At 59.4% G+C, this 26910-nt stretch carries 26 protein-coding genes; 12 read left to right on the top strand and 14 right to left on the bottom strand.

The annotated features are described in order from the left end of the window. Positions 1-7: 7 nt before the first annotated feature. From CR159_RS06170 to CR159_RS06150, 5 genes are read right to left on the bottom strand one after another with little or no spacing between them, the layout of a single operon-like run. Positions 8-742: a CoA-transferase subunit beta gene (locus CR159_RS06170; RefSeq protein WP_102073140.1), complete on the bottom strand. Its 735-nt coding sequence runs from the start codon at positions 740-742 to the stop codon at positions 8-10. Beyond that, positions 739-1575 (bottom strand): CoA transferase subunit A, encoded by an 837-nt coding sequence (locus CR159_RS06165; RefSeq protein WP_102073139.1) that lies wholly within the window; start codon positions 1573-1575, stop codon positions 739-741. The genes CR159_RS06170 and CR159_RS06165 overlap by 4 nt, the downstream gene beginning before the upstream one ends. Before the next feature lie 23 nt (positions 1576-1598). Then, complete coding sequence (locus CR159_RS06160; RefSeq protein WP_102073138.1) at positions 1599-2318, bottom strand: enoyl-CoA hydratase/isomerase family protein; 720 nt, start codon at positions 2316-2318, stop codon at positions 1599-1601. 6 nt (positions 2319-2324) lie between these two features. Further along, positions 2325-3512 (bottom strand): CaiB/BaiF CoA transferase family protein, encoded by a 1188-nt coding sequence (locus tag CR159_RS06155; protein WP_102073137.1) that lies wholly within the window; start codon positions 3510-3512, stop codon positions 2325-2327. Between the two features lie 11 nt (positions 3513-3523). Continuing rightward, complete coding sequence (locus tag CR159_RS06150) at positions 3524-4294, bottom strand: IclR family transcriptional regulator (RefSeq protein ID WP_102073136.1); 771 nt, start codon at positions 4292-4294, stop codon at positions 3524-3526. Between the two features lie 223 nt (positions 4295-4517). Between CR159_RS06150 and CR159_RS06145 the strand changes: the two genes are divergently transcribed. Genes CR159_RS06145 through CR159_RS06135 form a run of 3 tightly spaced genes read left to right on the top strand, consistent with a single transcriptional unit; the run spans position 4518 to position 8215 of the window. Beyond that, a complete protein-coding gene (locus CR159_RS06145) occupies positions 4518-5486 on the top strand; it encodes a Bug family tripartite tricarboxylate transporter substrate binding protein (RefSeq protein ID WP_102073135.1) in 969 nt (322 codons plus the stop codon). A 56-nt stretch (positions 5487-5542) separates the two neighbouring features. Beyond that, positions 5543-7132, top strand: a complete 1590-nt coding sequence (locus CR159_RS06140; RefSeq protein WP_102073134.1) for an FAD/NAD(P)-binding protein — start codon at positions 5543-5545, stop codon at positions 7130-7132. Positions 7133-7180: 48 nt separating this feature from the next. Continuing rightward, positions 7181-8215 carry a Bug family tripartite tricarboxylate transporter substrate binding protein gene (locus CR159_RS06135; RefSeq protein WP_102073133.1) on the top strand — a complete coding sequence of 345 codons (1035 nt, stop codon included), beginning with the start codon at positions 7181-7183 and terminating at the stop codon, positions 8213-8215. A gap of 92 nt (positions 8216-8307) precedes the next feature. Here the strand turns inward: CR159_RS06135 and CR159_RS06130 are convergent, their stop codons facing one another. Next, positions 8308-9255: a MerR family transcriptional regulator gene (locus CR159_RS06130; RefSeq protein ID WP_102073132.1), complete on the bottom strand. Its 948-nt coding sequence runs from the start codon at positions 9253-9255 to the stop codon at positions 8308-8310. 183 nt (positions 9256-9438) lie between these two features. On the opposite strand from CR159_RS06130, the gene CR159_RS06125 reads away from it, so the two are divergent. Next, positions 9439-9894: a fasciclin domain-containing protein gene (locus CR159_RS06125; protein WP_102073131.1), complete on the top strand. Its 456-nt coding sequence runs from the start codon at positions 9439-9441 to the stop codon at positions 9892-9894. A 192-nt stretch (positions 9895-10086) separates the two neighbouring features. Then, on the top strand, positions 10087-10692 hold the full coding sequence (locus tag CR159_RS06120) for a mechanosensitive ion channel family protein (RefSeq protein ID WP_102073130.1): 606 nt from the start codon (positions 10087-10089) through the stop codon (positions 10690-10692). A 24-nt stretch (positions 10693-10716) separates the two neighbouring features. On the opposite strand, the gene CR159_RS06115 is transcribed toward CR159_RS06120, so the two are convergent. From CR159_RS06115 to CR159_RS06105, 3 genes are read right to left on the bottom strand one after another with little or no spacing between them, the layout of a single operon-like run. Beyond that, positions 10717-11211, bottom strand: a complete 495-nt coding sequence (locus tag CR159_RS06115; protein ID WP_102073129.1) for a DUF2165 family protein — start codon at positions 11209-11211, stop codon at positions 10717-10719. A gap of 30 nt (positions 11212-11241) precedes the next feature. Continuing rightward, a complete protein-coding gene (locus CR159_RS06110) occupies positions 11242-11553 on the bottom strand; it encodes an AzlD family protein (protein WP_102073128.1) in 312 nt (103 codons plus the stop codon). Then, positions 11550-12260: an AzlC family ABC transporter permease gene (locus CR159_RS06105; protein ID WP_102073127.1), complete on the bottom strand. Its 711-nt coding sequence runs from the start codon at positions 12258-12260 to the stop codon at positions 11550-11552. The genes CR159_RS06110 and CR159_RS06105 overlap by 4 nt, the downstream gene beginning before the upstream one ends. A gap of 200 nt (positions 12261-12460) precedes the next feature. Between CR159_RS06105 and CR159_RS06100 the strand changes: the two genes are divergently transcribed. Further along, entirely contained in the window at positions 12461-13330 is an 870-nt protein-coding gene (locus CR159_RS06100; protein ID WP_102073126.1) for a LysR family transcriptional regulator, read from the top strand. Positions 13331-13400: 70 nt separating this feature from the next. On the opposite strand, the gene CR159_RS06095 is transcribed toward CR159_RS06100, so the two are convergent. Next, the gene (locus CR159_RS06095) at positions 13401-15851 is read right to left on the bottom strand and encodes a heavy metal translocating P-type ATPase (protein WP_102073351.1); all 2451 of its coding nucleotides are present in this window, start codon (positions 15849-15851) and stop codon (positions 13401-13403) included. A gap of 146 nt (positions 15852-15997) precedes the next feature. Further along, positions 15998-16885 carry an MBL fold metallo-hydrolase gene (locus tag CR159_RS06090; protein ID WP_102073125.1) on the bottom strand — a complete coding sequence of 296 codons (888 nt, stop codon included), beginning with the start codon at positions 16883-16885 and terminating at the stop codon, positions 15998-16000. Positions 16886-17054: 169 nt separating this feature from the next. Here CR159_RS06090 and CR159_RS06085 point away from each other — a divergent pair, with 169 nt between their 5' ends. Both CR159_RS06085 and CR159_RS06080 read left to right on the top strand, forming a co-directional pair. Further along, the gene (locus tag CR159_RS06085; RefSeq protein WP_102073124.1) at positions 17055-18017 is read left to right on the top strand and encodes a GlxA family transcriptional regulator; all 963 of its coding nucleotides are present in this window, start codon (positions 17055-17057) and stop codon (positions 18015-18017) included. 206 nt (positions 18018-18223) lie between these two features. Beyond that, positions 18224-19390 carry an MFS transporter gene (locus CR159_RS06080; protein ID WP_102073350.1) on the top strand — a complete coding sequence of 389 codons (1167 nt, stop codon included), beginning with the start codon at positions 18224-18226 and terminating at the stop codon, positions 19388-19390. Positions 19391-19409: 19 nt separating this feature from the next. Here CR159_RS06080 and CR159_RS06075 read toward each other — a convergent pair whose 3' ends face one another. The 3 genes from CR159_RS06075 to CR159_RS06065 all read right to left on the bottom strand — a co-directional run bounded on the left by CR159_RS06075 (position 19410) and on the right by CR159_RS06065 (position 22385). Further along, entirely contained in the window at positions 19410-19961 is a 552-nt protein-coding gene (locus CR159_RS06075; RefSeq protein WP_102073123.1) for a cysteine hydrolase family protein, read from the bottom strand. 137 nt (positions 19962-20098) lie between these two features. Next, positions 20099-21085 (bottom strand): GlxA family transcriptional regulator, encoded by a 987-nt coding sequence (locus CR159_RS06070; protein WP_102073122.1) that lies wholly within the window; start codon positions 21083-21085, stop codon positions 20099-20101. A gap of 247 nt (positions 21086-21332) precedes the next feature. Further along, entirely contained in the window at positions 21333-22385 is a 1053-nt protein-coding gene (locus tag CR159_RS06065; RefSeq protein WP_158238511.1) for a LacI family DNA-binding transcriptional regulator, read from the bottom strand. A 166-nt stretch (positions 22386-22551) separates the two neighbouring features. On the opposite strand from CR159_RS06065, the gene CR159_RS06060 reads away from it, so the two are divergent. Genes CR159_RS06060 through CR159_RS06045 form a run of 4 tightly spaced genes read left to right on the top strand, consistent with a single transcriptional unit; the run spans position 22552 to position 26879 of the window. Further along, positions 22552-23982, top strand: a complete 1431-nt coding sequence (locus tag CR159_RS06060) for an ABC transporter substrate-binding protein (protein WP_102073120.1) — start codon at positions 22552-22554, stop codon at positions 23980-23982. Positions 23983-23989: 7 nt separating this feature from the next. Next, on the top strand, positions 23990-24934 hold the full coding sequence (locus CR159_RS06055; protein ID WP_102073119.1) for a carbohydrate ABC transporter permease: 945 nt from the start codon (positions 23990-23992) through the stop codon (positions 24932-24934). After that, positions 24931-25788: a carbohydrate ABC transporter permease gene (locus CR159_RS06050; RefSeq protein WP_102073118.1), complete on the top strand. Its 858-nt coding sequence runs from the start codon at positions 24931-24933 to the stop codon at positions 25786-25788. Before CR159_RS06055 ends, CR159_RS06050 begins: the two co-directional genes overlap by 4 nt. Next, the gene (locus CR159_RS06045) at positions 25785-26879 is read left to right on the top strand and encodes an ABC transporter ATP-binding protein (RefSeq protein WP_102073117.1); all 1095 of its coding nucleotides are present in this window, start codon (positions 25785-25787) and stop codon (positions 26877-26879) included. Before CR159_RS06050 ends, CR159_RS06045 begins: the two co-directional genes overlap by 4 nt. Positions 26880-26910 lie beyond the last annotated feature (31 nt).

Raw genomic sequence — 26910 nt, 5'->3', positions numbered from 1 at the left:
GTCTCTCCTATCGCAAGCTTACCGCGGCGTCGCGTTCAAAAGCGCCGTCAGGATCAAGAGCGGCCAGCGCTTTGATTTCGCTTGGCAACGGTAGGGCGGTCGGCTCGGCGCCTTCATGATCGAAGTGGAAGCCGGTACGCGCCTTGACCTCGTCGAGGCTGGACTCCGGATGCCACGATTGCAGGGCCAGGCGGTCGTTCTTCTTGACGAATATGGCAATGGGCGTCACGACGCCGTGGAAGCCTCCCCATGAAGTGCGAAAGTCCAGTTGCTCGACAAAGGTACGGGTGGAGTGCTCTGTGCGCCACGTGCAGGCGCGCTTGGCCGTCGGCAGCATGACAGCGCCGCCGCCGCCACCGGGCAGCCGGACTTTAGGCTGATGCCAGTTGCCTATGCAGGAATTGTTCGCATTGCCTTCGCCGTCGATCTGGGCGGCGCCCAGAAAGGTGAGATCCATACGGCCGCGGCAGCACAGGTCGTAGAAGTCTTCATTATCGAAGATGGAAGCCGTGTGCTCGGCGAGCACGGGATCAGAGCTAGAAATGGGTATCTTGGAAGGGCGCGGATCCACGCCGCCGGCGACGTTGATATAGACGAAGTCCCATTCATACGCTTTTTTGGCCATCAGGCAGGCCAGCATGGGCATCGTCGAATTGACGCCGCTGAATGTGATTTCGTCGGGCCGGATGAACCGCGCCAAGTTGGTTACGATGTAGGAAAATGGGGTCCAGTCGGCGCTCATTGGGCATACTCCTGCAAGGCTTCGGGGGCGGCATCGAGATGGGCCTGCAGGGCTTCAGGCCCGGGCTCCAGATATTTTTCGACCGCTGCGTAGTCAATCTCGTACTCCGGCCAGCATGACCCCGGCCATGCACCTTGCGGCACCACTGCATAGGCTTGCACGAGAAAATACGGAATCAGGGTTACTTCAGGCTGTTGTTCGAAGATCTCGCTGTCGACCACGCGTTCGGCCACGATCAGCACCCGCTTGGCCGCGCGGCTCATGATGCGGTCCCAGTGCGAGGTGCCAAGCACGCGGACGTTGCCGCGGCTGTCCACCTCGTTGGCATGGATGACCGCGAAATCGGGCTGGATGGCCGGGATCACCCAGACCGCTTCGCCTTTGCCATAGGGATCGTCCAGTTTTTTCCAGCCGTTGATGTCGACAAGATGGCTGCCGTCGATGCCCGCGCAAGGCTGGAAAGGTGTACCGAAAGCCGCTGCCCGCAAGCCGGCGGTCAACGTGGCGCAGGCATGCTCTTCCAGCCGGAGCGCGCCGGTTTCGACTGCCTTCCGGTAATAGGGAGCCAATCCGAAATTGCCTTCCATGGCCACGATTCCGGTGCGCGCGCGTGTTGCAACGCCGGCGCGGCAAAGCAGATCGATGTCGTAGCCCGGCGATTGCTTGATGATTTCGATATTGGCTTTTTTCTGACGCACCAGTTCGCGTACCAGGGCAAAGGGGCCCCGATGCAGGAAGCTTCCACCCAGGGCCACTGAGGCGCCGTCGGGAATAAGCGCAGCCAGTTCCGCGATGGATACCTGCTTGTCCAGGTTGCTGAATCCAGATGACATGTTGTTCTCCTAGGTAGTGGGGGTTATCCCGCCAGGTAGTGTTGAATGCGTTGCTTGAATCCGGGGCGGGACGCGGACCGCACCAGTGCGGCCATGTCGGCGTTGGCGTCGTTCACGTTCAGCGCGGTATACAGTGCACTCCGGGTTTCCGGATCGAGAGCGATTGCGGCCGATTCTGCGTCCATGAGCAGTCCCGCCCAGGCGTCCTCGGCGACCACCGATGTCACGAAGCGGTTGAGCAAGGCCTCATCGGCGCCGAACGACCGCGCGGTACCGAGGATGGCCATGGCGGTGTCCGGGCCTACGATATTGCGAAACCGCCTTGTGCCCAGCACCAATCCAAATTTAAGCCCGGGCATGCGGAAGCTGGCGTCGGGGGTGCAGTAGCGCAGCTTGCACGCCGCAAACAAATCCACGCCAGCCCCAAAGTTCTTGCCGCGCGCCAGTCCGACGGTAAGAGCGGGTGAGCTCGACACCAGCTGAAGCAGCGTCTCGATGCGCACCATACGCAGGACCAGGTCGCCCTCGCTTTGTTCTTCGTAGCCGGTGAAGTCAAAGCCTGCACTCAGATTCTTGCCCGCGCCGCAAAAGACAAGTAAAGGCACGCTCTCGCGGTGCGCCGCCTCGACGCCTTCGATGAGTGCCTCGACGATTTCCTGCGAAAGCGCGTTGCGCTTCTCGGGGCGGTCCAGCGTGAAGGTCCAGCGGCCCTGCTTGCGTTCGATCATCAGTGGTTCGGACATGGTCGCTTACTCCGTGGTCTGCGGTACTGCCCGGTGGGCAATGGCTTCGCCACGCACTTCGGCCAGCACCTCGTCATTGTGTTCGCCAAGTGCGGGCGGACGCAGGCGCACATGGGCCGTGCGCGAGTCAAAGCGGATGGGTGAGACGAATGTGCGGGTGACTGCGCCATTCACCAGCTCCAGGTCCTGTACCCATTCCATATGCTCGACCTGCGGATCGGCCAGCACGTCGGAATAGTTGTTGATCGGCGCGCACGGCACACCGGCATCCCGGAAGCGTTTGAGCCAGGCCTCGGCATCGGCTGTCGCGAATATCTGTTCCAGGATCTCGCGCAGTGCGTCCTGGTTGGCGGCCCGGTCGGTTGGGTTCAGGAAGCGGGCATCCTCGACCAGCTCGTTGCGGTTCACCACCGCGCATACGGATTTCCATAGGGAATTGTTGCCCGCGGCCATACCGAAATAGCCACTCTCGCACCGGAATACTTGATAGGGAGCATTGCGCGGGTGTGCCGAGCCGAGCTTGACCGGGTCAATGCCGGTGCCGAAATATTGTGAGGTCTGCAGGGCTGCAATACCCAGCGTCGCGCCCAGCATGGACACATCGATATGCGTGCCTTGCCCGTCAAGGGCCACGCCGCGCAATGCGGTCGCGATGGAAAAGGCTGCATACAGGCCGGCCGAGAAATCACAAACGGGAACACCGCATTTGATCGGCGCGCCGTCAGGCTCGCCTGTGACACTCATCAGTCCGCTCATGGCCTGGAGGGTTAGGTCGAACCCCCCTTCCTGGCTGCGAGGGCCGCTTTGGCCGTAGGCCGAAATCGAGCAATAAATAAGCGCCGGATTGCGCGACTTCATGTCGGCATAACCCAGGCCCAGGCGGTCCATGACCCCGGGGCGGTTGTTCTCGATGAGCACATCGGCCTGAGCAATGAGCTCGGCCGCCAGTTTCTGGTCGCGTTCGTTTTTAAGGTTCAGGGTGACGGAGCGTTTATTGCGATTGAGCGAGGCGAAGTTTTCGCTATAGCCGTCGGTGATCGGTGCCCAGCTGCGTAATGTGTCGCCAGTGCCGGGTTGCTCGATTTTGACCAGGTCTGCCCCCATGTCAGCGAGCAGCATGCCGCAGAACGGTCCGGCAGCCACGTTGCAAATTTCGATAACGCGTATGCCCTTGAGCGTGGATTCTTGGTGCATTGATTCTCCTATCACGCGGCGAGGCCAAAATAGCCGCCGCGATAACCCATATGCGCGGATAGTTCCCGTGCGGTTTGTTGTACGAGAGGCGCGAACTGCGCCATCTTCTGATTGCTGAGCCGTTCCAGCGGACCGGATATGCCCAACGCTGCTACGACCTTGTCGAGTCCATTGAAGACAGGCGCTGCAATACCGCCTATGCCTGGGCGCCATTCGCCGCGGTTCATGGCATAGCCGATGCGGGCGATGTCCGCGAGTTCCTGCTTGAGCGCCGAAATCGATACATGGGTGTTCTCGGTGTGCTTGCGAACAGAATTACTGTAATGCTCGATGTAGTCGGGGGCCTGGAATGCGAGCAGTGCCTTTCCCGTAGCCACGGCATAGGCGGGCGCTCGCCCGCCCACCCTGGAGTAGGCAACGAGCGGCTGCGCGCTGTCGATCTTGTCGACGTAGACGACGTCCAGATCGTCCAGCACTGACAGGTGAACCGTTTCGCCGGTTTTGCGGGCCAGTTCACGCATGAAGGGGGGAGCCAGTCGGCGAGCGTCCATGCCGGCGAGCTGCCGGGCGCCCAGCTCGAACATTTTCAGTGTGCAGCAGTAAGCCCCCGATTCGGTATCCCGTCGCAAGTAGCCCGCGTGGGTCAGCGTTTGCACAGTTCGATGCGTATTGCTGCGCGTAAGACCAACCTCTGCAGCAATCTGCTCAAGCGTGTGCGCTTCGCCATCGAGCCGGCTGATGGTTTCAAGAACCATCAAGCCTTTGAGTAGAGTTTTATCCATGACGTCCCATTATTTAGGAACTTAAAAATATGCATTCTACACGCCTTATACCTTTCTATCGAAGGGCTTATTTCATAAATGTTGTAGGGTAAACCACGGCCTGTTAGGTATATTAAGGCAAACACCAATCGCTGTGGTCACCAAAAACATGGTATATATTCAGCCATAAAAAATCAAGTATTGAACATACGTTCCTAATATTTAGGAAATAACGGAGACTGCGATGAATATTAGCTTCACTCGACTTCTTACTGCAGCGGCCTTGGCCGCCAGCACCACCCTGGCTGTGGCTTCCCCCTGGCCTGAAACAGCGGTGCGAATGATCGTGCCCTACCCGCCAGGCGGGGCGACTGATTTTTCAGCCCGGGTCTATGCCGAGCAGCTCGGTAAAATCCTGGGCAAGTCTATTGTTGTTGAAAATAAGGCTGGCGCAGCAGGCGAGATCGGTGCGCAGTTCGTGGCGAATGCCGCGCCCGACGGCTACACGGTGTTGCTGGGGGCGCTGGGCAGCATGGCGATCAATTCCCTGTTGCCGTCCAAGCAGCAGCAATACAAGTTTCCCGACGCCTTCGATGGCGTGTCCATGGCAACGTCCACGCCTCTGGCCGTGGTGGTGCGTGCCGATCTGCCGGTGAAGAATATCCAGGAGCTAATCGCCTTGGCCAAAAAGCGCAATGGAGAGCTCAGCTACGCCTCGGCAGGCTATGGTTCCTCGCAGCACATGACGGGCGAGAAGTTCCAGCTTGCCACAGGAACCAAGCTGCTGCATGTGCCTTACAAAGGCAGCGGGCCCGCGCTGACCGACCTGATCGGCGGTCAAGTCGACATGGTCTTTGACACCATGCCCACCCTCATGGGGCATGTCAAAAACGAAAAACTGCGCTTTCTGGCAGTCACCACCAAAGATCGCGCGAAGTCCTTACCGCAGGTTCCCACCTTGCAGGAAGAGGGCGTGAAGGATTTCGACGTCAGCACCCGGTATGTGCTTCTTGCACCCAAGGGCACACCTGAAGCGATTCGTACCAAGCTATACGAAGCCATGAAGCAGGCCGCGCAGAGCCCTTCTTTGCAGCAAGCCATGACAGGCCAAGGTGCGGATGCGGTACCCAGCACCCCGACTGATACGTTTCAGGCGCTTTCCCATGAAGTCGCCATCTGGCGCGACGTTGTCCAGAACGCCGAGTTGAAGTAGAAACAATGGCACAACGCCGCATCGCCGAGTTCGCTGCGGCGGTACAGGAGCTATAAATGGAAAAGCCCGCAGATCTGGCGGTCGTTGGCGGAGGGTCCACCGCCATATCATTTCTCGCGCAATTGATCGCCGCGCTCGGCGACGAAGCGCGTAACGGTGGCAGGCAAATCCTGGTCTTCGAGCCGCGGCTCCATGTCGGGCCGGGCGAACCCTATGCACCCGACCTGGCTTCCAACCTGCTGAACATCCCTGCGGGGAAAATGTCGGCCTATGCGAATGATCGCGGACACTTCCTGCGGTGGATTGAAAACAGGGGTGCAGCCATTCTGCAGAAGTACGGGGTGAACCGGCTCGAGGCCAATGCCTTTCTTCCCCGTCCTTTGTTTGGCGAGTACCTCCAGGATGTATGGACCGAACTGCTTGGCCGAGCCCGGCAGCTTGGTATCGATATTCGCCGCGTGCAGGCACGGGTCGAGGATATCGTGCCGGCTTCGGAAGACGGTAGCGTATGCCTTCAAACACCTGCCGGAAATTTTATTGTGCGGCGGGTGGTACTGTGCAATGGTAATTTGCCCAGCGTCAGCTATACGAATCTGCATGACTGCCCAGGGTATTTCAATACGCCGTATCCCGTCGCCGACCTGGCCGCCAGCATGGGCCGCGAAGCGCATGTTGCGGTCATAGGCACCAGCCTTAGTGCCGTCGATGCAATTGTCGCACTGAAAGAATCCGGCCATACTGGCTCGATAGTGGCCGTATCGCGTAGCGGGAGGCTGCCTGCCGTGCGAAGCACCGTCGCCCTACCCATGCCCGTCGTTGCACCTTCCGCCCAGCAGATTGCGACTATGTGCAATGGAAAAGAGCAGTGCTTGACGCTTGAAGCGATCTTCTCATTCCTTTTAGAGCGACTTGACGCCTCGGGCGATGCGCTGGACCTTGCCGATATAGTGGGTCAGGGCGACACTGCCAAAGAAATGCTTCAGTATGAAATCATCGCTTCTTCAACCCGGGCCCGTAGCTGGCAGGCCGTCGCGATTTCGCTGAACGACGCCATCGAGCACCTGTGGCGCGCTATGCCCGACACAGAACGCCGACGCTTCCAGGCGGAATGGCGATCATTGTGGATGACGCGACGCGCCACGTTCCCCATGGTTAACGCACTGAAGATACAGAGCTATCTGAACGATGGCAGTCTTGAAATAGCTCAAGCAGGAAGCGATTTATCGATCAGTGCCATCGCCGGAGGCTTTGCAATCCGGCTGCGAGGCGCAGACGGTCGGCTTGCTGGCCGGCATGTCGATTTCGTCGTGAACGCTACGGGGATGTCCACGGACGTCTCGGTTTGCGCCGATCCACTGCTACGCTCGCTCCTGGCGCGCGGTGTTGCCTGCGCTGATCCTTACGGCGGCTTGAAGCTCGACTTTCACACTGGCTGTTTGCTCGATGCAAAAGGCGGGGTCGTCCAAAGCATAAGCGTACTGGGCAGCTTGGCCGCCGGCACTTACTTCTGGACCGTGTCGCTCGATGTCAACGCGCGTCTTGCCTTTGAACAAGCCGCGCGGCTGGCTCGGGAGTGGTCAGCCGCCACCGTGCCCGCGGAACAAGCCATGCAGCAGTTGCCTGATCCGGCGGCTGCTGAATTATAGAAATCATCACCACGGTAGGCCCTTCAAAATAACAGTTCGGGAGACATCATGGACATAAGCAACAATCAAGAGCCACGCTTGAAACGACAGCGTGCCGTCCTAACCAAGTTGGCTGGATTAGCCGGCGCGGTGCTGGTATTGGCTGCCACGCCGTTTCAGACGCACGCGAGCGAGGCGGGTGCAGCCGACAGTTATCCCGCCAAGCCGATCAGCATGATCGTTTCCTATCCGCCGGGAGGGAGCGTCGACGCCGCAGGCCGTATCCTTCAGGATCCCTTATCGAGGACACTGGGCCAGACCGTCGTCATCGAGAACAAAGGTGGGGCCGGGGGGACGATCGGTACCCGTTACGTGGCAAGCGCGAAGCCTGACGGCTACACCATGTTGCTGACGCTGTCCTCGCACACCATCAATCCGGCCATCTATACCAGCTTGCCCTTCGATACTGAAAAAGACCTCATTGCTGTATCGTTGGTCGCTTCGGCGCCGCAAGTGCTTGTTGCCAATCCAAAGTTTCCGGTGAAGTCCATTGACCAGTTGATCAAATACGTCAAGGACAGTGGCGAGGAAATTCCGTACGGATCCGCTGGTATTGGGTCTCCCAGCCATATTGCGGGCGAGCTTTTCCGCTTGAAGACCGGGTTGAAGCTGACACATATCGCCTATCGTGGAGGTGGACCGGCGACCGTCGATGTTCTTGGTGGTCAAATCCCTTTGCTATGGGTTTCGCTTCCTTCGGTCACGCAGCATATCGCAAGCGGTGCACTGAACGCGCTGGCGGTTTCTACCGCAAAGCGCACTCCCATACTGCCGGATGTGCCTTCCATTGCCGAAACCATCGACGGTTTTAATGTCGACTCCTGGTATGGCATGTTTGCCCCTGCTGGCACGCCTGCGGCCATCGTGGCAAAGATGCAAAAGGCCATTGCCCAGGCATCGCAGGACAAACGGATCCAGGAAGCGTTCAATGCCATTGGCGCGGTCGTGGTGGGCAGCCCTCCTGATGAACTGGAAGCCATCGTGAAGCGCGAGGTCGTAATGTGGAAAGCGCTCGCCAAAGAGGCCAACATCAAGGTCAACTAAAGATGTCCCATCGTACGGCGCTATCAAAGCGTGCCAGTTCCTGAGCTGCTGCCGGGTGGACGAATTCAGCATTGCCCACCCCATTCCATAGATTACGGCATGGGCAGGCCCTCTGCACGCGCCAACTGCTCCATGGCAGTTTCCAGGATGGCGCGGGCGTGGCCTGCGGCATGTTCCAGTTCCTTGTGCAACTGGGCGTCGTCCTCGTTACGGCTGGCGCATTGGGCGCTGTAGCGTTCGAAGCTGCCTACCATCATGAGCAGCTCGGCCAAGTGTTTTGGACATTCGCACGCCAAGCCGCTCCCCGCTGCGGTGATCGTGAAGAGCATATGTTCGTCGAATCGCAGCTTCGGCACAGCGGCTTGCTGCGGCGGCGGCAGCCGTTCTCCGGCAAGCGCCGAATGACATAACACCACCAATTCGTCGAGTTCCGCCGGTATGCGTGCGGCCAGGCATCCCTTCGCACGCAAGCTGCGGATAGTCGCACTCGCACCAAAGCGGTAAAGGACGACGACTGCCGCGCCGCCAGCCGCGTCGCGGGCCGTCATGATCGCTGGTAAAGCGCTTTCGTGCAGCTCGGAGAGTTCGATCAGCAGAACTTCTACTTGCGCGTCCGGCGGTAGCGATGCAACGTGCTCAAGCTGTGCACAGCTATGTTGGACGGCAATGTCCAGCGTTTCGCGCCCCCTCGCGGCAATGCGCCTGGCAAGGCTTGCGCCGACCACCGCCACCCTGATCGGTCCGTCGGCCCTTTGGGACTTCGCTGGCGTACTGATGAGTCCGTGCAATTGCTCGACGGACAAGCCGGCAAGTACGCCGATGGCGTGTCCTTGATCCACCAACTGCTTGAGCAGGCCCAACCTGCGGACTTGTTCGGCTGAGTACAAGCGCTGGCCGCTCGCCGAGCGTTCTGTGTCCGAGAGCTGGTAACGGCGCTCCCATACACGAAGGGTTTCAGCAGAGAGCCCGGCCAGTCGGGCTGCGACCCCGCTGCGGTACGCGATGTGTCTGTCGTCTGGCCGTTCTTCATGTGTTTGCATCTGGTATCTGCTCCAATTGACCCGAGGTTGAACCGTTTACCGATCATTATAGCGGTTCGTTTTATGGACTGATCAATCCATTTCGCGTAGATTTACACAAAAGCGGTTCATTGCAGTAATTGTTCCGCATTTTTGTTCCTCCGCATCGGAGGAGTACCTTTTTACAGATCACTGGAGTCGACAATGAAACGTATTCTGACTGGAATTTCTCTCGCCCTGGCGCTTGGCACGGCTCAGGCAGCCGACATCGTAGACACTGCCAAGTCGGCGGGTTCGTTCAACACATTGGTCACCGCCGTACAGGCAGCCGGCTTGGTGGAGACGTTGAAGGGACCAGGCCCTTTCACCGTCTTTGCACCGACCGACGAGGCATTTGCCAAGATCCCGAAGGAAAAGCTCGACGCACTGCTTAAAGACAAGGCCGCGCTGACCAAAGTCCTTACCTATCATGTGGTACCGGGTAAAGTCATGGCAAAAGACGTGAAGGCGGGGCCGGTAAAGACGGTCGAAGGTAGTTCGCTTTCAGTGACTACGACAGGCGGCAACGTCGCGGTGGATCAGGCCAATGTCATCAAGACCGATATCATCGCGGATAACGGCGTCATTCACGTTATTGATGCAGTGGTAATGCCCAAGTAACAAGACCCTGACTGTGGACAGCAAGCCCGCTTTCAAGCGGGCTTTTGCATGCTTGAACCGGCTGCAAGCCGTCGTGGCATAAACTTCGGTTCAGTCGGCGCTCATCATGAGGCTCTGACACCCTTTTTTCGGTTTGCGGGTGAGAGTGAGAGTTTTTGCCTTGCCTAAGCACGTTGTTCCTGGAGCTTTCCCATGCTTGCCACCTTGACCCCTTATTTTCCCGTCTGGTCCCACGCTTGGCTGGGTTGGTTCTTTCTCACCATCCAGTTACTCATCATTATCATCGGCGCCTGGGTTCTGCAACGCGGGGTGCGGCGTATCTTGAGGCGTGCGAGCGTGCGCTACGACCTGCCGGCGCACCTTATGAAGCCCACCGCATCGATTGCGGGCTGGGTCATCATGACCACGGCTGCGCTATTGGTGCTTGGCCGGCTGGGCGTTTCGGGAACGGTGCTGTGGACGGCTTTTACCGGTTTTGCTGCGGTAGCCGCCGTAGCCTTCTTTGCTGCCTGGAGTGTGCTGTCAAATATCTTTTGCGCCATCCTGATCTTTACTACAGGTCCATTTCGCCTGGGCGATCACGTGGAGATACTGGATACCGCCGAAAAGCCGGGTGCCAAGGGAGAGGTGGTGGATATCGGCTTGCTGTACGTCACACTGCGAGACAGCACGGAACAGCATCCGGGCGCGCTTCTGCAAATTCCCAATGCGCTGATATTCCAGCGTGTTGTGCGTCGCTGGAAAGGGGGGCCGCCACGCCAACACGCCGGCGGCCGGAGTCCGATCCTGCCCGAATAGGATCTTGTGTAGCTTTGAGCTTAATCATTCTAGGTCGCCGTCCCGCTGCACCACGTAGATCAGCACCAGGGCGATGGTTGCGAGAAACCGGAACGCGCTTGGCACGCCGTTCCATTGCTCGGACATCCACATTCCGAACCATTCTCCGCCTATCGACATGAAGCCGACCTGCCACACTAAAAAACCCAGCGACAAGCCGCAGATTGCCACCTTCTTGGCGCGGTTGAATTCATCCGCTGACGATTTGACTTGCTTAAGCAAATGGTAAACGCCGACCCAGCAGAGGATTGCGGTAAGCGCTTCGAGGGCAATAATGAAAACATACGCGGCGTGATGCAGCATCGGCGATTCAATCGCCCGGTAGTGAATCGTCGAAGACGGGAAGATGGTGTCCATCAGCAAGACGTGCCGGACAAACTCGAAGTTGCTTCCGTAATCGGTCATATTGCCGAACGCCACCAGCGACGCAAAAAGCGCGATGGAAGCGACGAAAGCTATTTTTGAATATCGGATAAGCATTGGTCCCCGAAAGACGACGTGAGGTAGTGATTAAAAGAAATGCCTGAATAATGCCGCTGCGAGTATGCCTGCGGCGATGGCAGGGAGAGGCCTTTTCAACAGCAGCATGGTAGCTGCGGTGACTAACAGCGCCAGCCGTGCACCGTTATCACCTTCAATTGCCAGGGGTGCCAGAAGCGCCACCAGTACCGAGCCGGACATGGCGCTGATGAATTGCTGGACCCTGCGACCCACGGGAACAAACGACATGACGAAAATCCCACCCCAGCGGGTCGCCAGGGTTACGATCGCCATGATCAAGATAATGATTAGCGTGCCAATACCGGTCGTTTCGATGCTCATTGTTTTTTCTCCGTCCACAAGGCACCCAGGACACCGCCGGCTAGTGCACCGACGACGATATGGCTATTGTCAGGCAGATACCAGTACGCCATCAGCGACGAGCAGGCGGCCACCGTCCAGATCATCAACATATGCAGACTTCGTTGTTCGCCAACGACCATTGCCAGCAGGAAGCAGCCCATCACCATGTCGAGTCCCAGGCTCACCGGATCGTGAATGGCATTGCCGAAGTAAAGGCCCAGCCAAGAGCCTAATGTCCAGGATAACCAGAGAGCAATGCCACCACCCAATAAAAGCCCCAGGCCCGATTTGCCGTGGCTAAATTCCTGCATGGAAATTGCCCAGTTGGCATCGGAAAGGAAAAGAGCCGCGCCATAGCGCTTTGCGGGGGATAGGTGGCGTAGCCAGGGGTAAAGTGTGGCTCCCATTAGAAGGTGCCGGGCATTGATGGCAAAAACAGTGATGATCAGCGGGATTATTGGTACGTGCGGCCCCCACAGGTCCAATGTTGCAAACTGTGCGGCGCCTGCAAAGACCAATGTGCTCATGATGACTATCGACCAGTTATCCAGTCCTGACTGCGTGGCGGCAAGCCCGAACGCCACGCCAAACACGATCACAAAAAGGGAAATGGGTACCAGGCTCTTGAAGCCAAGCCATACGCCGCGGCTATTGAGTTCGTGTGCAGTTGCATTGTCGCTTGTCAAAGCCTGGCCTCATTCGTGTGTAGCGGTTGCCGTTATTCAGCACGGGCCCGACGCCTAGATGCTGACACATTGATCACTTGCCATGGCCAAGAGAGGCCTTGAAGTGCATGCAAGCTGGAAGCATGCACCCCTCGGCGAGAAATGAAAAGCGCATAATTCGGCTATCTGCCATTCGAAAATCTAATATACCGGTGAATAATATGGCCTACCAGGATCTGCAGCTCGATTGGCTCAAATGCTTTGTGACAGTAGTGGATGCGGGTTCATTGTCAAACGCTGCGCCGGAGATGCATCGTTCACAGTCGGCAGTCAGCATGCAATTGAAGAAGCTGGAGTCGGCCGTGGGGCGGCAACTCTTGGTGCGAGGTCCCAGGCAGCATCAACTCACGCCCGACGGACAAGTCCTGCTGGGTTATGCCCGGCGGATACTCGACATGCACACGGAGGCTCAAGCGGCTTTTCATGGTGAAGCGTTGACCGGACGCGTTCGCCTTGGGGTTCCGGATGACTACGCCGCCACGTACCTGACCCCTGTTCTCAAACGCTTTGCGCCGCGGCACGGGACGGTGGAGATCGAACTGAACTGCGAGCAGTCAACCTCCTTGATTCCCCGTGTCGAGCGTGGTGACCTGGATCTGGCACTGATTTCACGAGACCATGCCCGACGGGGGGCCTCGCTGTTTTACGAACCGATGGTGTGGGTAGGTTCACCTCAATTCGACGCCTGGAGACGCGACCCGGTACCTATTGCGGTCTATGAAAATACCAGCCTTGCAAGGCGCAGCGCCTTTAAGTCATTGGGCTTGCAGGGACGCCGGTACAAGGTGGTCTATAACAGTTCCAGCCTGGCGGGCCAGATTGCTGCCGTTGAGAGCGGCTTGGCCATAGCAGCCCTGACCCGGTGCAGTGCACCGCCTCATCTGGAAATTCTGGGAAGCGAGCATGGGCTGGGACCGCTCGAACCCATGGAGGTCTCGGTATACCGGAGCCGTGCCTCGCGAGGCTCCAAAGCCGTAGATAGCCTCTACAGTCTTCTGATCAAGACGCTCAGGATTTCCGAAGCGCCCTGATAGAACGCCTTGGCGTGTCGGCGCAAAGCGCTGCGGAGCGTTCGGATTGCGCCCCGTGCCGCCTTTGCCGCTACGCCGACTGCGCCGGACGAAATCCCCGCAAGCGTAACGCATTACCCAAGACAAATACACTGGAAAGCGCCATGGCACCGGCCGCGAAGATCGGCGACAAGAGGATGCCCCAGGCAGGGTACAGCGCACCGGCCGCCACCGGGATCAGGGCGGCGTTATAGGCGAAGGCCCAGAACAGGTTTTGACGGATGTTGCCGATCGTCGCGCGCGACAGTGCGATGGCCGTGGCGACACCCATCAGGTTTCCCGACATCAGCACTACATCGGCCGCCTCGATGGCGATATCCGTGCCGGTGCCCACGGCCAGGCCCACATCCGCTTCGGCCAGCGCGGGCGCGTCGTTGATGCCGTCGCCCACGAAGGCAAGCCGTCCGTGCTCGGCTTTCAGCTTGCGCACCGTCTCAACCTTGCCTTCCGGCAAGACCTCGGCGATCACTTTGTCGATGCCAAGCTGGCGTGCGATGGCTTCTGCCGTTCGCCGGTTGTCGCCCGTGATCATCGCGACCTTCAGGCCAAGCTCGTGCAGTGCCGCGATGGCGTCGGGCGTCGTTGCCTTGATCGGGTCCGCGACGGCGATAATGGCAGCCAGGCGGCCCTCGATGGCGGCATAGAGCGGCGTCTTGCCTTCATTGCCCAGGCGCTCGGCTGTTGCCGAAAAGATATTGACATCAAGGCCTAGCTTGCGCATGTAGCGGTCCGCACCGACGTCAACGCGTACTCCGCTCACCTGCGCTTTCACGCCAAAGCCGGTGACCGATTCAAAGTCCGTGATGTCCGGAATGGCAATTCCTTCGTTACCGGCCGCCTCGACGATGGCGCGCGCGATGGGGTGCTCGGACTTCGCTTCGACAGCGGCGACCCGGCCAAGCACGTCCGAACGTTCGAAGCCAACGGCAATGTCCAGGTCGGTCAGCGTGGGACGGCCTTCGGTCAATGTGCCGGTCTTGTCCACGGCCACGACCTTGGCATCCTTCAGCAATTGCAGCGCCTCGCCTTTACGGAAAAGCACGCCAAGCTCGGCGCCGCGCCCGGTGCCCACCATGATCGAGGTTGGCGTCGCCAGGCCCATGGCGCAGGGGCAGGCAATGATCAAAACGGCCACGGCATTGACGAGGGCGAAGGTCAGCGCCGGCTCCGGCCCGACGATAAGCCAGACGAGGAAGGTCAATGCGGCGGCTGCCATGACAGCCGGCACAAACCACATGGTCACCTTGTCCACCAGCGCCTGGATGGGCAGCTTGGACCCTTGCGCCTGTTCGACCATGCGGATGATCTGCGCGAGCACGGTTGCGCCACCCACCGCCGTTGCGCGGAAGGACAGCGCACCCTTCTGGTTGACCGTGCCCCCGACCAGCTTGCTATCCACCGACTTTGCAACCGGGATGGGTTCGCCGGTGATCATGGATTCGTCGACATAGCTTTGGCCTTGCGTGACGTCACCATCGACAGGAATGCGTTCTCCGGGGCGCACCTCGATGATGTCGCCGGCCGCTACGTCGACGACGGGAATTTCGACTACGGTACCGTCACGCTGCACGCGCGCGGTTTTTGCCTGCAAGCCGACCAGCCGCTTGATGGCTTCGGACGTGCGGCCTTTGGCGCGCGCCTCCAGGTAACGGCCAAGCAGGATCAGCGTGACGATGACCGCCGCCGCTTCGTAATAGACGTTAACTGTGCCGGCTGGCAGTAAAGAGGGCACGAAAGTCGCGACCAGGGAATAGGCGTAGGCCGCCAGCGTGCCGACCGCGACCAGCGAGTTCATGTCTGGCGCCAGGCGAAACAAGGCCGGAATGCCCAGTCGGTAGAAGCGAAAGCCCGGCATGGCCAGCACCAGCGTCGTCAGCGCGAACTGGATGATCCAGTTCCATTGCATGCCTATGGTGTGCAGAATCAGTTCGTGCACGCCGGGAATAAGGTGTGAGCCCATTTCCAGCACGAAGACCGGCACGGTGAGAGCAGCGGCAAGGGTCAGGTCGCGCTTGAGCGCCGCGCGTTCAGCGTCCTTGCGTTCGTTCACCGCCTCATCGTCCGCGGACGCGCCTGCGTCGATGGCTTGCGCCGCATAGCCGGCCGCCGCAATCGCCGCAATCACGGTGTTGGCGTCGACGCTGCCACGCACGTGGGCGCGTTCAGTTGCAAGATTCACCGTGGCTTCGGTCACACCGGGCAGGGCGTTAAGCGCACGCTCTACCCGGCCTACGCACGACGCGCAAGTCATGCCCTCGACCGCAAAGTCAATGGTGGCGGCGGGTACGCTGTACCCGGCGGCCTCGACGGTGTTGACCAGCGCCTTTCGGTCAACGGGGCCGCGCACCTTGATGTCGGCGCGCTCGGTCGCCAGGTTAACGGTGACCGAGTCGACGCCTTCGACTTTGCCGAGGGCTTTTTCGACGCGCCCCACGCACGACGCACAGGTCATGCCTTCGATCGGCAGACTGATTGCGGTCATTACGTCGCTTTCTTGATGGGTCAGGGCATTCAAAATCCACCTCCTTGTCGTTCGGTTCAACTGGATTAGTGAGAGAATAGGGCTTCCCATCGTTGGAAGGTCAAGCAAGGCATTGCTGGATGCCCCGGCACACGTCAATCACTTGTTTAGAATTTGACCGTAGCGCCGTCCTCCGGAATTTCGACGCGATCCTGTATCCGCTTTTCCTGCACGTATTCCCTCAGTTCCTTACGGCTTTGGAACATGTGGTTGATCGCATCCATGTGCGTGGCGACGATGGTCGCGCCCGGGGCGGCTTTAGAGGCGCGCAGCACGTCTTCCTTGCCCATGATGATGGCGCCTTCATAGCCGCTCATGGTCGCGTAGCCGGCATTGATCACAACGATTTGCGGATCGTATTGGTCCAATGCCTGATCGACCTCATCGCGCCAGATGGTATCGCCCACAAGATAAAGCGTCTTGTGGCCGGGTGCTTCAAAAACGACGCCCATGGCCGGGCCAAGAGATTTCGCCACGTCGGGCGAGGCAAACATTTCATCGGTGCCGTGCTGTCCACCGGTCTTGCTGAGCGTCACGCCACCAAACTTGGCCTTGTCGGACAGGACGCGAACATTGGTGAAGCCCTGATCGCGAGTCATCGTTGCATCGGCCTGGTTCTGCGTGAACAGCGGGATATCTTTGGGCAGCAGCTTCTGCGCGGCATCATCCCAGTGATCAAGATGGGTGTGAGTAACGATCACCGCGTCGGCGCCGGCAATGACGTCCTGCGCAGACATCGGCAGGTCGACCAGCGGGTTGCGCAAGGTGCTTCGATAGGTTTTTTCAAACCCAGGATAGGTACCTTTTCTGGACAGCACCGGATCGATCAGGAACGTGGTGTCGGCATAGGTAATTTTGACTGTTGCATTGCGAATCTGCTGCAATTGCACGTTTTCCGTGACCGAAGCGGTGGCAGCTTCCGTTTGGGCAGACGCGGCGCCGGTGTTGAGACTTAGGGCCAAGGCCAGCGAACTGGCAAGGGTTTTCATATACATGCGGCTACTCCAATGTATCGCTTTTAAAGAAGAGCCTCCATTGTGGATTCCATGCGGCCAGCGGAACAGTGGCCTGAATGACAATGATGGATAAAAACAGGCCAATAAGTTGGCCCGGGGCGTTATATGGAATAAAATTGGGTCACGCTCTGTTCACCTCATTCAGTCTATGTCACCCATTCGCGTTGCCGTCTTCGCCTTTGACGGTGTAAGTCTTTTTCATTTGTCGGTTCCAGGCATGGTTCTGGGCGCCGATAACGGCGCCGGCCTTGCACACTACGACCTGCAGTATTTCGCGCAAGCGCCGGGTCGAGTACGCAGCGATCAAGGTGTCGGGATCGACGTTGACTATGGACTCGAAGCCCTGGACGAGGCCGATATCATCATTGTTCCGGCCTGGAGTGACCCTGAGGTCCCCGCGCCAACCGACGTTACGGATGGGTTGCGGCGCGCGCATGAAAACGGCAAGCTGATCGTGGGCTTATGCCTGGGTGCGTTTGTATTGGGCGATGCAGGCTTGCTCGATGGCCGGGAGGCGACGACCCATTGGGTGGCGCGCGACACATTCGCACGGCGCTTTCCGGAAACGCTCTTTCGCCCGGATGTCCTGTATGTGGCCGATGACAACATCGTCACATCAGCCGGTACAGTCGCCGCCATCGATTGTTGCCTGCATTTGCTGCGCGAGCGTCATGGCTCCGACGCGGCCAATCATATCGCCAGGTTGCTGGTTACGCCGCCGCATCGGCCAGGCGGCCAGGCGCAATACATCGAGCGGCCAGTCCCAAAGCTTTCAAACGACAATCGCTTGCCCGGCGTGCTGGAATGGGCGCGGGAGAATCTGTCTGAGCCGCTGTCGCTGGACACGCTGGCCGACATTGCGAAGATGAGTCGGCGCACCTTTACCCGTCGCTTCCGGGAGGCAACCGGCACCACTGTCACCAAATGGCTGAATGCCGAGCGCGTCGCCAGGGCGCAGCAGTTGCTGGAAACCACCGACATGCCCATCGAATGCATCACCTCAGAGGCTGGCTTCGGTACGACCTTGGCCTTGCGCCAGCAGTTTGCAGCGCAGCTCGGCACGTCGCCGTCCAATTATCGACGCCACTTCTGCAAAACGCGGGTTCAGTAGTACATCGCAGGCATTCAGTTGTTATAGCGGCCGGTTTGGGTGTACAGTATTGGGCTATTAGTTTATATCTAAAAGTAATAAACAGTCGGCGCAGACAGAGCTGTCGAAACGCCTTTCACACGAGACACATCTTGACGAACACAGCGTCCTCGGTCGGGCAAACAGAATCCCCCCTATTCTCTGAGAACGTGCAGCGCGGCAACATCATGCGCCTGACCGTGGCGCAGGCGCTGGCCGGAGCGAACTCGGTAGTGGTCTACGCTACCGGCGCCATCATCGGCAACATGCTGGCGCCCGACAAGGCGCTGGCGACCTTGCCGATATCCATCTTTGTGGTTGGCATGGCCGCCTGCATCTTGCCGGCTGGCGCCATCGCACGTCGGTATGGCCGGCGCATGGCTTTTCTCGCGGGCGCCGGTTGCGGTGTCCTGGTCGGTGTGTTGGCGGCGCTCGCGGTAATGATCGGCTCATTCTGGCTATTCTGCCTGGCCACCTTTTTTGGCGGGGCCTACGCCGCCGTCGTGCTCTCGTTCCGGTTTGCCGCTGCCGACGGAGTCAGTCCCGCAATGCGGCCGCGCGCACTTTCTTTTGTGATGGGCGGAGGCGTGGTCGCGGGTATTGTCGGGCCGCAGTTAGTCACCCACACCATGAATGTGTGGCCGGCCCATATGTTTGCGGTCACGTTTATGGCCCAGGCGGCCGTCGCGGCGGTGTCTGCCTTTGTGCTCCTGGGTGTAAAACTTCCCAGGCCCACGGCGGCGGAAGTCGCCGGAGGCAGGCCGCTGGGCGTCATCGTGCGCCAGCCGCTCTTTGTCACTGCGGTGATTTGCGGCGCGGTTTCGTACATGCTCATGAATTTCCTCATGACGGCCGCTCCGCTGGCAATGCAGATGTGCGGGCACTCGCAGGAAAATTCCAATCTCGGTCTTCAGTGGCACGTGATCGCCATGTACGCACCCAGTTTCTTTACGGGGCGGCTCATCACGCGCTTCGGTGCCGGACGAGTGGTGATTGCCGGCCTTGCGCTTACTGGCGCGGCTGCCGCCGTGGGCTTGACGGGCTTGGATGTCGCCCACTTCTGGCTCACCTTGATCCTGCTGGGCATTGGCTGGAACTTCGGTTTTGTGGGCGCCTCCGCACTGGTGCTGGAGTGCCATCGTCCAGAAGAGAAAACGCGCGTTCAGTCGTTCAACGACTTCATCGTTTTCGGCACGATGGCGGTGGGCTCGTTTGCGTCCGGCGGATTACTGGCGGCCTACGACTGGGACATGGTGCTTTGGGTGTCGTTCGTTCCGCTCGCGCTGGCCGTCATCACCCTGGCCGTGACCTCGGCCAATAATAGGCGGGCCCTCGCGGTGCAGAACCGCGGTTGATGCGCCCGCCTTCGAACGATCAGGCGGCCGACAGATAGTCCTGTGTAGACGTCACCGTACCGTAGCCAAACTCCAGGGCGGCCATCATTGTCGCGTGCACATGGGCTGCCGGTACCGTCACGCCGCCAAAAGTAAGGTCAAGGGTCGCGCAGGCATCGTGCAGCACCGTAACTGGGTAGCCCATGTCGGCGGCGGCACGTACGACGGCATCGACACACATGTGGCTCATCGCGCCGACGACCACCACTTCCTCGATGCCTTGCGTATCGAGCTGCTGCTTCAGGTCCGTTTCGCGAAAGGAGTTAATGTGGTTCTTGACGATGACCGGCTCACTGTCGGTCGGAGCCACGACCGGCTGGATGTCCACGCCATCCGAGCCCGGTACGAATACCGGTGCGTCACCATTGGCGAATTCGTGGCGGATATGGAAAACCGGTGTGCCCTTATTCCGGGCGTCGGCAATAGCCAGCGCCGCATTGGCGGCAGCCGCTTCGATGCCCGAAAGTGGCAGCTTGCCCGTGGGCAGGTATTCGTTCTGTAGATCAACGACAATCAGACCGCGCTTCTTCATGGCTTCAAACTCCTGATGTTGGCTAAATGACAAGCTCTATGTTCGCCGGTATTCCGGTCGGTGCGAAGTGGCGCAATCGACAATTTCGGGGTCGATAGCGACAGCGATAGCTGATGCTTAGGGCCGCTATGAATAGGTCATGATACGGGCTTGAGTGCGCTGGGCGTGGCACTGAAGCGGCGACGGTAATCGCTCGGCGACAACCCTACGATACGTGTGAAGACCTTTCGAAAGGCCCCCGGGTCGCTGTAGCCAACCTCCCACGCCACGCGATCGATGGACGCGTTTCCGAATTGCAGCAGCTCCCGAGCCTTGCCGACCCGCAGGCGTTGGGCGTATTCGGTCGTCGTCATGCCGGTCGCCTTCTGGAAGCGGCGCAAGAAAGTCCGTTCTTCCAGCCCGGCCTGCGCGGCAAGCGTCGCGAGAGCTACATCTTTGGCCTGAGTCGCCTGCAACCAATGCTGCACCTTAAGTACTGCCGCGTCGCCATGTGTCAGACGAGGAGAAAACACGCTGTAGTAGCGTTGTTCGCGGCCAGGAGGATCGACGAGCAGCATGCGGGCTGTCTCGAACATCACCGTCGGGCCAAGAAAGCGATCCACCAGCCTCAGCCCCAGGTCGGTCCACGCCATGAGCCCGCCAGCCGTAATGATGTCGCCGTCGTCGATAATCAACTGATCGGCATCTACCGACACGTCCGGGAAGCGTTGCTGCAGCAAGTCGGCATAGGACCAGTGTGTCGTCATTCTGCGGCCGTCCATCAAGCCGGTGGACGCCAGTAGGAACGCGCCGGCGCAGACCGACCCCAAGGCGACCCCCTCCGCATGCCGATTGCGCAGCCAAGCCGTCAGGATTGGGGCGTCGCTTGGGCCGTTCGGTTCGTTCAAGGCGGGCGGAAGAATGAGGGCGGACAAAGTTTTGGAAGGGTCACCCGGACAGCTGTCGAACACGCAGTTTGGCGCGTGACTGGGGTTGTCCTGTTGCCAGTGCGTGACGCGCAACGCGGGCGCTTGTTCTTTCTGGCGCGAAGCCACGATCTGATTCGCGACGCCGAACAGGTCTGTTAGCCCGAGTACGGCGGCCTGCTGTGCGCCGGGATAGATTACCAGTCCGATGCCGACCATCTTTCAACTCCTTTGCGCCGGGGATTGATGCGTGCATTTCACGAGAGGCCCTGCGGAGATTGCCGAATTTCAAATCTGCGTTACAGGGCAAGGCTAGTATTTTAGATAGCTTTTATCAAGAAGCTGGAAAGTTCGTACATCCGATGCGCATTAGAAGCCCTTTGGCGGTCGTTTAGCCGATGACCTTGATCATCGGCTTTTCTTCACCATGCTGAAGCGGTCGGCGATTATTTCCTTGCGAGCCTGATCAATCGTATTCCGGCGCCGCCGTGCTGCCTCGGTAAACCACTTCAATCGGGAAAGACTGGAACGCTTCGTAGTCCTTTCCTTCAAGCCTGGCCATGAGTTGCTCTGCGGCGGCGTGGCCGATCTCGATGATGGGAGTGCGAACGCTGGTCAGGCCCGGTGTCTGGGTGGCGCCCAGATCGGTATTGTCGATGCCAGTGATGGACATGTCTTGAGGAATGCGTAGTCCTGCTTTGCGGCAGGCGACCATCCCGCCGACCGCAAAGATGTCATTGGTGGCCACCACGGCCGTTGGACGGTCTGGCGCGGAAATCAACGTCATCATGGCTTCTTCAGCTGTGTCCAGATGGATGGGCGCGTATTGCACATGGCGCGGATCGAGCTCTAGGCCCGCATCGGCCAGCGCCGCCCGCATGCCTGCTCCACGTGCCATGCCGCGATCGTTGCCTTGCAGGGGGGCGCTGAGCAAGCCAATGCGCCGGTGACCCAGGTCGGTCAAATGGCGGGTGACCTGATAGGCCGCGGCATGATTGTCGAAGCCAACGCTGGGGTGCCGCCGCAGTGGATCGACGCCCCAGGTCAGCACGTAGGGTCGTCCGTAATCATCAAGCAGCGAGAACAGGCCCGGATGATGATCCAAACCCACAAAGACAAACGCGTCCACGCCATGTTGCACCAGTTGCGAGGTGACGCGCAATTCGGCGTCCAGGTCGTAATGATGTTCGGCAAGCACAAGCGAATAGCCGCGTGCACTTACGCGTTGGTGCACGGCGCTGGTGGTACGCGCGTACAAGGCATATTCAACGGAGGGCACGACAGCGCCGATCATGCGTGTGCGCTGGCTGCGTAACGACCGCGCGCCGCCGTGCGGCACATAGCGCAATTTGGCGGCCGCCGCACGTACCCGCGCCAGGGTGTCGGGGTCGAGCGCATCGGGGCTGTTCAACGCCCTGGATACGGTGGCGGTAGATACGCCCGCGAGTTGGGCGACATCTTTGGAGCTGGGTCGCGATCGTGGCGTAGGAACGGGCTGCGGGTAGGAAGGCTTAGGCATTATGGTCGGTATTGATCGGATACTGAAAACGATTACAAACTGTATATATGCATATGATAATCCGGGTATGTACTTAGATTTGATCATTGTTTAACATAGATCAAGCTGATAAATTACACATATGTAAACGTTTACATTGCCGGAGGGACCGGTATCAGGAGACATTATGAAAAAAATATTGAGCTTCACGCAGGATAGCGGTAACGTTAATTTGGCTTCCCGGCGCAGGGTGCTCAAGCAAGCCGCCTCGGCGAGCGCGCTGGCCATGGTCGGCCCTGGCTTTTTATCGCGCGCCTATGCGCAAGGCGCGGGCGACCTGAGCCCTTACCAGTCGGCCAAGATAAACTGGCGGCAGGTGGAAGGCCAGCAGATTACTGTTGCCGTGATACCGGCCAGTTATTTCGAGAACCTGATCTCGCTGGTGCCACAATTTGAGCAGCTGACGGGTATAAAGGTGCGCATGGAAAAAGTGCCGCCAGGCCAGATCCGTCAGAAGGCCATGCTGGACTTGTCCTCAGGTACCGGAACGTACGCGACCCATGCCGCCGATCCCATGTACTACCCGCTGTACGTCGCCAACAAGTGGGTCGATCCGCTAGACAGCTATTTGAACGATCCTGCACTTACCGACCCGGTCTGGTACGACTACAGCGATATCCTGCCAGCCTGGCGCGAGGCGGATTCTGTAGGCGGTAAGCCTTATGGCGTCCCCTACGATGGCGAGGTGACAGTGCAGGTCTATCGCAAGGATCTGTACGACGCCAAGGGCTTGAAGCCGGCTGACACGTTCGAACAGCTATTGTCCAATGCCCAAGCCTTGAATGATCCGGATAACCGGCAGTACGGCCTGGCCTTGCGCGGCTTTGCCGGGGCCGGACAGAACATGTATATCTACCCCTCCATTTTCCGCAGTTTTGGCGGCCAGTGGTTCAACGGCGACAAGGTCATCGTCAACTCGCCCGAAGCGGTCAAAGCGCTGGAATGGTATGTGAATGCACTGACCAAGTATGCGCCAGCAGCCGTGCGCAACTGGAACTGGCCTGACATCGCCGATGCATTTTCTCAGGGCACGGTGGCCTGCTACATCGATGCGCATTCGTCGGCGGCGGTCATCACCAACCCGCAGAAGTCCCGGGTAGTCGGCAAGGTGGCCTATGCGCGCTGGCCCAAAGGGCCCGACGGCAAGCGGGTGACTTCGATCTGGAATTGGGGTTTCCCCATTAACGCGGCGCTTAAGGATGATGCCAAGAAAGCGACGTGGTTATTCATTGCCTGGGCCACGTCGGCCGAAACGCAGGCGCGAACCTCATGGAAGTCCGACAGCGCCACGCCGCGCTCGGGCCTGAATCGCACTTCGCTATGGAAAGCGCCGGAGTTTGCCCAAGCGATGAAGGGGGCGGGAGAGAACTTCATTCCCGCCGCGCTCGAGTCGCTGGAGCACGATACGGACGTGGAATGGCGTCCACGGGTTCCGCAGTGGCCAGCCATCGGCGACACGATGGCCGTGGCCATCCAGGCCGCGTTGGTGGGGGAGCGCAGCGCGAAGGCCGCGCTGGACCAGGCCCAGGCCCGTATCGACCAGATCATGAAGGCATGACCGGCTCATGAGTGTTTCTGCTTCAATGTCTGACAGCAAGTCCGCGGGTAAGGCCAGAGACGGTGCAAAAGCCGTTGGCCGTTCGCTGGCCAGCCAGGAGCGCCGCTTTGCGCTGGCCTTGCTTGCGCCGGCGCTGCTCGTGCTGATTTGCGCCACCACCATCCCGCTGGTTTACCTGGGATGGAGCAGCCTGCAGCGCCTGGACCTGGCCATGCCGTATTTGTCCGGCTTCTCCGGCCTGGACAACTACATTCACATGGGTCAGGATCCGCGGTTCTGGAATTCGCTGCTGCTCACCGTGATCTACACGGCATCCACCGTGTTTCTGCAGGTCACGCTTGGACTTGCGCTGGCCCTGCTGGTGTTGCAGATTCCGAAAGGGCAGGGTTTGCTGCGCGTGGCGGCGATTCTGCCTATTGTGTTGGCGCCTGTGGTGGTCGGCCTGTTCTGGCGTACGCTGGTGCTGGCGCCCGACGTCGGACTGGTGGATCTGGTGACGCGCTGGCTGGGTCTGGGCAGCTACAACTGGCTGGGCGATCCGCAGCTGGCGCTGATCTCTGTCATTGCCATTCACACGTGGCAATGGACACCTTTCGCCTTTCTGGTTTTGCTGGCCACGCTTTCCACGCTTCCGCCGGACATCTACGAGGCGGCGCGGCTTGATCGCGCCGGGGCGTGGCAACGTTTTTATTACATTACCCTGCCCCTCATTCGTCCCGCGCTGGTCATGGTGATGATCTTGCGGATGGTGACGGCGCTTTCGGCGTTCGCGGCTATTTTCGCGGCCACGGGGGGCGGGCCTGGCTCATCGACCGAGATCCTTAATCTGTATGCGTATCGCACGTCGTTCTCGGAGTTGAATATCGGGTACGGATCGTCGCTGGCGGTTGTGCTGCTTATCCTGACGCTCATCATTGCCTGGATCATATTTCGCCTGCGGAGGGCAGAATGACCTCACTATCCATTACCGTCGGGACGGCGGTCAGGAAGGCCTTGCTGTGGCTGCTGGCGGCGTGCCTGCTGTCCGTGTGGGTATTCCCCGTGCTGTGGGGCTTGCTCACGTCTTTCAAGTCGGAACGCGATGTGCTGGCGTATCCACCCTTGATTATCTTCGAGCCGACGCTGAGCAATTATTACGACGTCATTTTCGGTTCGTCGTCCATCCTGCCTAATCTGTGGTCCAGTACGGTCATCTCGGTGTCGACGACCGTACTGACCATGTTGTTTGCGGTGCCCGCCGCCTACGCCATGGCCAGGCTCCGGTATCCCGCCAAGCGCGGCAGCGGTTTCTACGTGTTGGCCACGCAGATGCTACCGCCGGTGGGGCTCATTATTCCGTTCTACCTGGTGCTTCAAAAAATCGGCGGGCTGGACACCTACAGCGGCATCACCGCCATTTATCTTACGTTTTCGCTGCCCTTTGCCATCTGGCTGATGGTGTCGTACTTCGAAGATATTCCATTTGAAATGGAAGAGGCTGCGCTGCTCGACAGGGCAGGACGCTTTCGTACCTTGTGGTATGTGATCCTGCCGCAAGTGCGTGGCGGTATTGCCGTGACCACAGTCTTCGTATTCCTGAATGCCTGGAACGAATTCTTGTTTGCGGTGGTGCTGACCGGCAATAACGTTCGGCCCGTCACTGTTGCGATGTTCAATTTCATCTCGGTCGAACAGACCCAGTGGGCCCGGCTGGCGGCCGGCGCTATGCTGGCCATGGCGCCCGTCATCATTGTGGGCCTTATTGCTCAACGCCATATCGTTAAAGGACTTACCGTGGGCGCAGTCAAAGGAGGGGGGCGTCGATGAGCCATCCCGGATCAGTAAAGCTGGAAAACATAGTCAAGCGCCATGGCAGCTTCACCGCGCTGCACGGCATCGATCTGGACATTCTTCCTGGCGAATTTTTTGCGTTCCTGGGACCTTCTGGCTCGGGGAAGACGACGACCCTGCGCATTCTGGCCGGCCTTGAGCCGGTGAATGACGGAAGAGTGCTGCTGGATGATGTCGATGTCACGCACGCTCAGCCGGGCGAGCGCGATGTTGCCATGGTCTTCCAGAGCTATGCCTTGTATCCGCACATGACGGTGGCCGAGAACATTGCATTCCCGCTCAAGATGATAAAGACGCCTGCGTCCACCATCGAAAGCAGCGTGAAAGAGGCCGCCGCCAAGGTGGGCATCGAACACCTATTGGCTCGCCGGCCCGGCCAACTGTCTGGCGGCCAGCAGCAACGTTGTGCCCTGGCGCGCGCCATCGTGCGCAAGCCCAGGTTGTTTCTCCTCGATGAACCTTTGTCCAACCTGGATGCCAAGCTAAGGGTGGAAACCCGTGCCGAACTGCGCCGCCTGCAACGATCGCTGGGCGTCACCACCGTCTATGTCACCCACGACCAGGAAGAAGCCATGACGGTGGCCGACAGGTTGGCCGTGTTCATGGAGGGTCGAATCGTGCAGGTGGGCACACCCAAAGAGGTATTCCTGCGACCGGCCAACGCCGTAGTGGCGGCGTTTATCGGCACACCGCCCATGAACCTGATGCCGGCCACCTTGACGGACGGGCGAGTCAGCCTGGAAGGTGCAAGCCTGCCCGTGAACGGTGTCCAGGCTCAGGGCACACGCGACGTCACCCTGGGCATCCGGCCCGGCGATCTTCGTATCGCAGAAGGGAGAACGCTTGACCACGACATCCCCACCCAGGCCATCCCGGCCCGGGTGGAGTTCGTGGAAGACCTTGGCGACAGCGTGATTGCCATCCTTACCGTTGGCGGTCAGCACGTGAAGATGCGCCTCGACCAGCACGCCGACCTGAAGGAAGGGCAGCAGCTGTTCCTGACGTTTGCGCCCACCGCGGCACACCTGTTCGACCGGCAAACCGGCGAGCGGCTGCCATCCGACTGAGCTTGCGCCCAAGCTTTGAACCAATTCGAAA

The organism is Pollutimonas subterranea (assembly GCF_002849655.1).
GTDB lineage: Bacteria > Pseudomonadota > Gammaproteobacteria > Burkholderiales > Burkholderiaceae_B > Pollutimonas > Pollutimonas subterranea.
This window is presented reverse-complemented; position numbering and strand designations above follow the sequence as displayed.

Bases quoted from the DNA above. Each gene is read 5' to 3' on its own strand.
- CR159_RS06170 (WP_102073140.1), bottom strand. From the start codon at position 742: ATGAGCGCCGACTGGACCCCATTTTCCTACATCGTAACCAACTTGGCG.
- CR159_RS06165 (WP_102073139.1), bottom strand. From the start codon at position 1,575: ATGTCATCTGGATTCAGCAACCTGGACAAGCAGGTATCCATCGCGGAA.
- CR159_RS06160 (WP_102073138.1), bottom strand. From the start codon at position 2,318: ATGTCCGAACCACTGATGATCGAACGCAAGCAGGGCCGCTGGACCTTC.
- CR159_RS06155 (WP_102073137.1), bottom strand. From the start codon at position 3,512: ATGCACCAAGAATCCACGCTCAAGGGCATACGCGTTATCGAAATTTGC.
- CR159_RS06150 (WP_102073136.1), bottom strand. From the start codon at position 4,294: ATGGATAAAACTCTACTCAAAGGCTTGATGGTTCTTGAAACCATCAGC.
- CR159_RS06145 (WP_102073135.1), top strand. From the start codon at position 4,518: ATGAATATTAGCTTCACTCGACTTCTTACTGCAGCGGCCTTGGCCGCC.
- CR159_RS06140 (WP_102073134.1), top strand. From the start codon at position 5,543: ATGGAAAAGCCCGCAGATCTGGCGGTCGTTGGCGGAGGGTCCACCGCC.
- CR159_RS06135 (WP_102073133.1), top strand. From the start codon at position 7,181: ATGGACATAAGCAACAATCAAGAGCCACGCTTGAAACGACAGCGTGCC.
- CR159_RS06130 (WP_102073132.1), bottom strand. From the start codon at position 9,255: ATGCAAACACATGAAGAACGGCCAGACGACAGACACATCGCGTACCGC.
- CR159_RS06125 (WP_102073131.1), top strand. From the start codon at position 9,439: ATGAAACGTATTCTGACTGGAATTTCTCTCGCCCTGGCGCTTGGCACG.
- CR159_RS06120 (WP_102073130.1), top strand. From the start codon at position 10,087: ATGCTTGCCACCTTGACCCCTTATTTTCCCGTCTGGTCCCACGCTTGG.
- CR159_RS06115 (WP_102073129.1), bottom strand. From the start codon at position 11,211: ATGCTTATCCGATATTCAAAAATAGCTTTCGTCGCTTCCATCGCGCTT.
- CR159_RS06110 (WP_102073128.1), bottom strand. From the start codon at position 11,553: ATGAGCATCGAAACGACCGGTATTGGCACGCTAATCATTATCTTGATC.
- CR159_RS06100 (WP_102073126.1), top strand. From the start codon at position 12,461: ATGGCCTACCAGGATCTGCAGCTCGATTGGCTCAAATGCTTTGTGACA.
- CR159_RS06095 (WP_102073351.1), bottom strand. From the start codon at position 15,851: ATGACCGCAATCAGTCTGCCGATCGAAGGCATGACCTGTGCGTCGTGC.
- CR159_RS06090 (WP_102073125.1), bottom strand. From the start codon at position 16,885: ATGTATATGAAAACCCTTGCCAGTTCGCTGGCCTTGGCCCTAAGTCTC.
- CR159_RS06085 (WP_102073124.1), top strand. From the start codon at position 17,055: ATGTCACCCATTCGCGTTGCCGTCTTCGCCTTTGACGGTGTAAGTCTT.
- CR159_RS06080 (WP_102073350.1), top strand. From the start codon at position 18,224: ATGCGCCTGACCGTGGCGCAGGCGCTGGCCGGAGCGAACTCGGTAGTG.
- CR159_RS06075 (WP_102073123.1), bottom strand. From the start codon at position 19,961: ATGAAGAAGCGCGGTCTGATTGTCGTTGATCTACAGAACGAATACCTG.
- CR159_RS06070 (WP_102073122.1), bottom strand. From the start codon at position 21,085: ATGGTCGGCATCGGACTGGTAATCTATCCCGGCGCACAGCAGGCCGCC.
- CR159_RS06065 (WP_158238511.1), bottom strand. From the start codon at position 22,385: ATGCCTAAGCCTTCCTACCCGCAGCCCGTTCCTACGCCACGATCGCGA.
- CR159_RS06060 (WP_102073120.1), top strand. From the start codon at position 22,552: ATGAAAAAAATATTGAGCTTCACGCAGGATAGCGGTAACGTTAATTTG.
- CR159_RS06055 (WP_102073119.1), top strand. From the start codon at position 23,990: ATGAGTGTTTCTGCTTCAATGTCTGACAGCAAGTCCGCGGGTAAGGCC.
- CR159_RS06050 (WP_102073118.1), top strand. From the start codon at position 24,931: ATGACCTCACTATCCATTACCGTCGGGACGGCGGTCAGGAAGGCCTTG.
- CR159_RS06045 (WP_102073117.1), top strand. From the start codon at position 25,785: ATGAGCCATCCCGGATCAGTAAAGCTGGAAAACATAGTCAAGCGCCAT.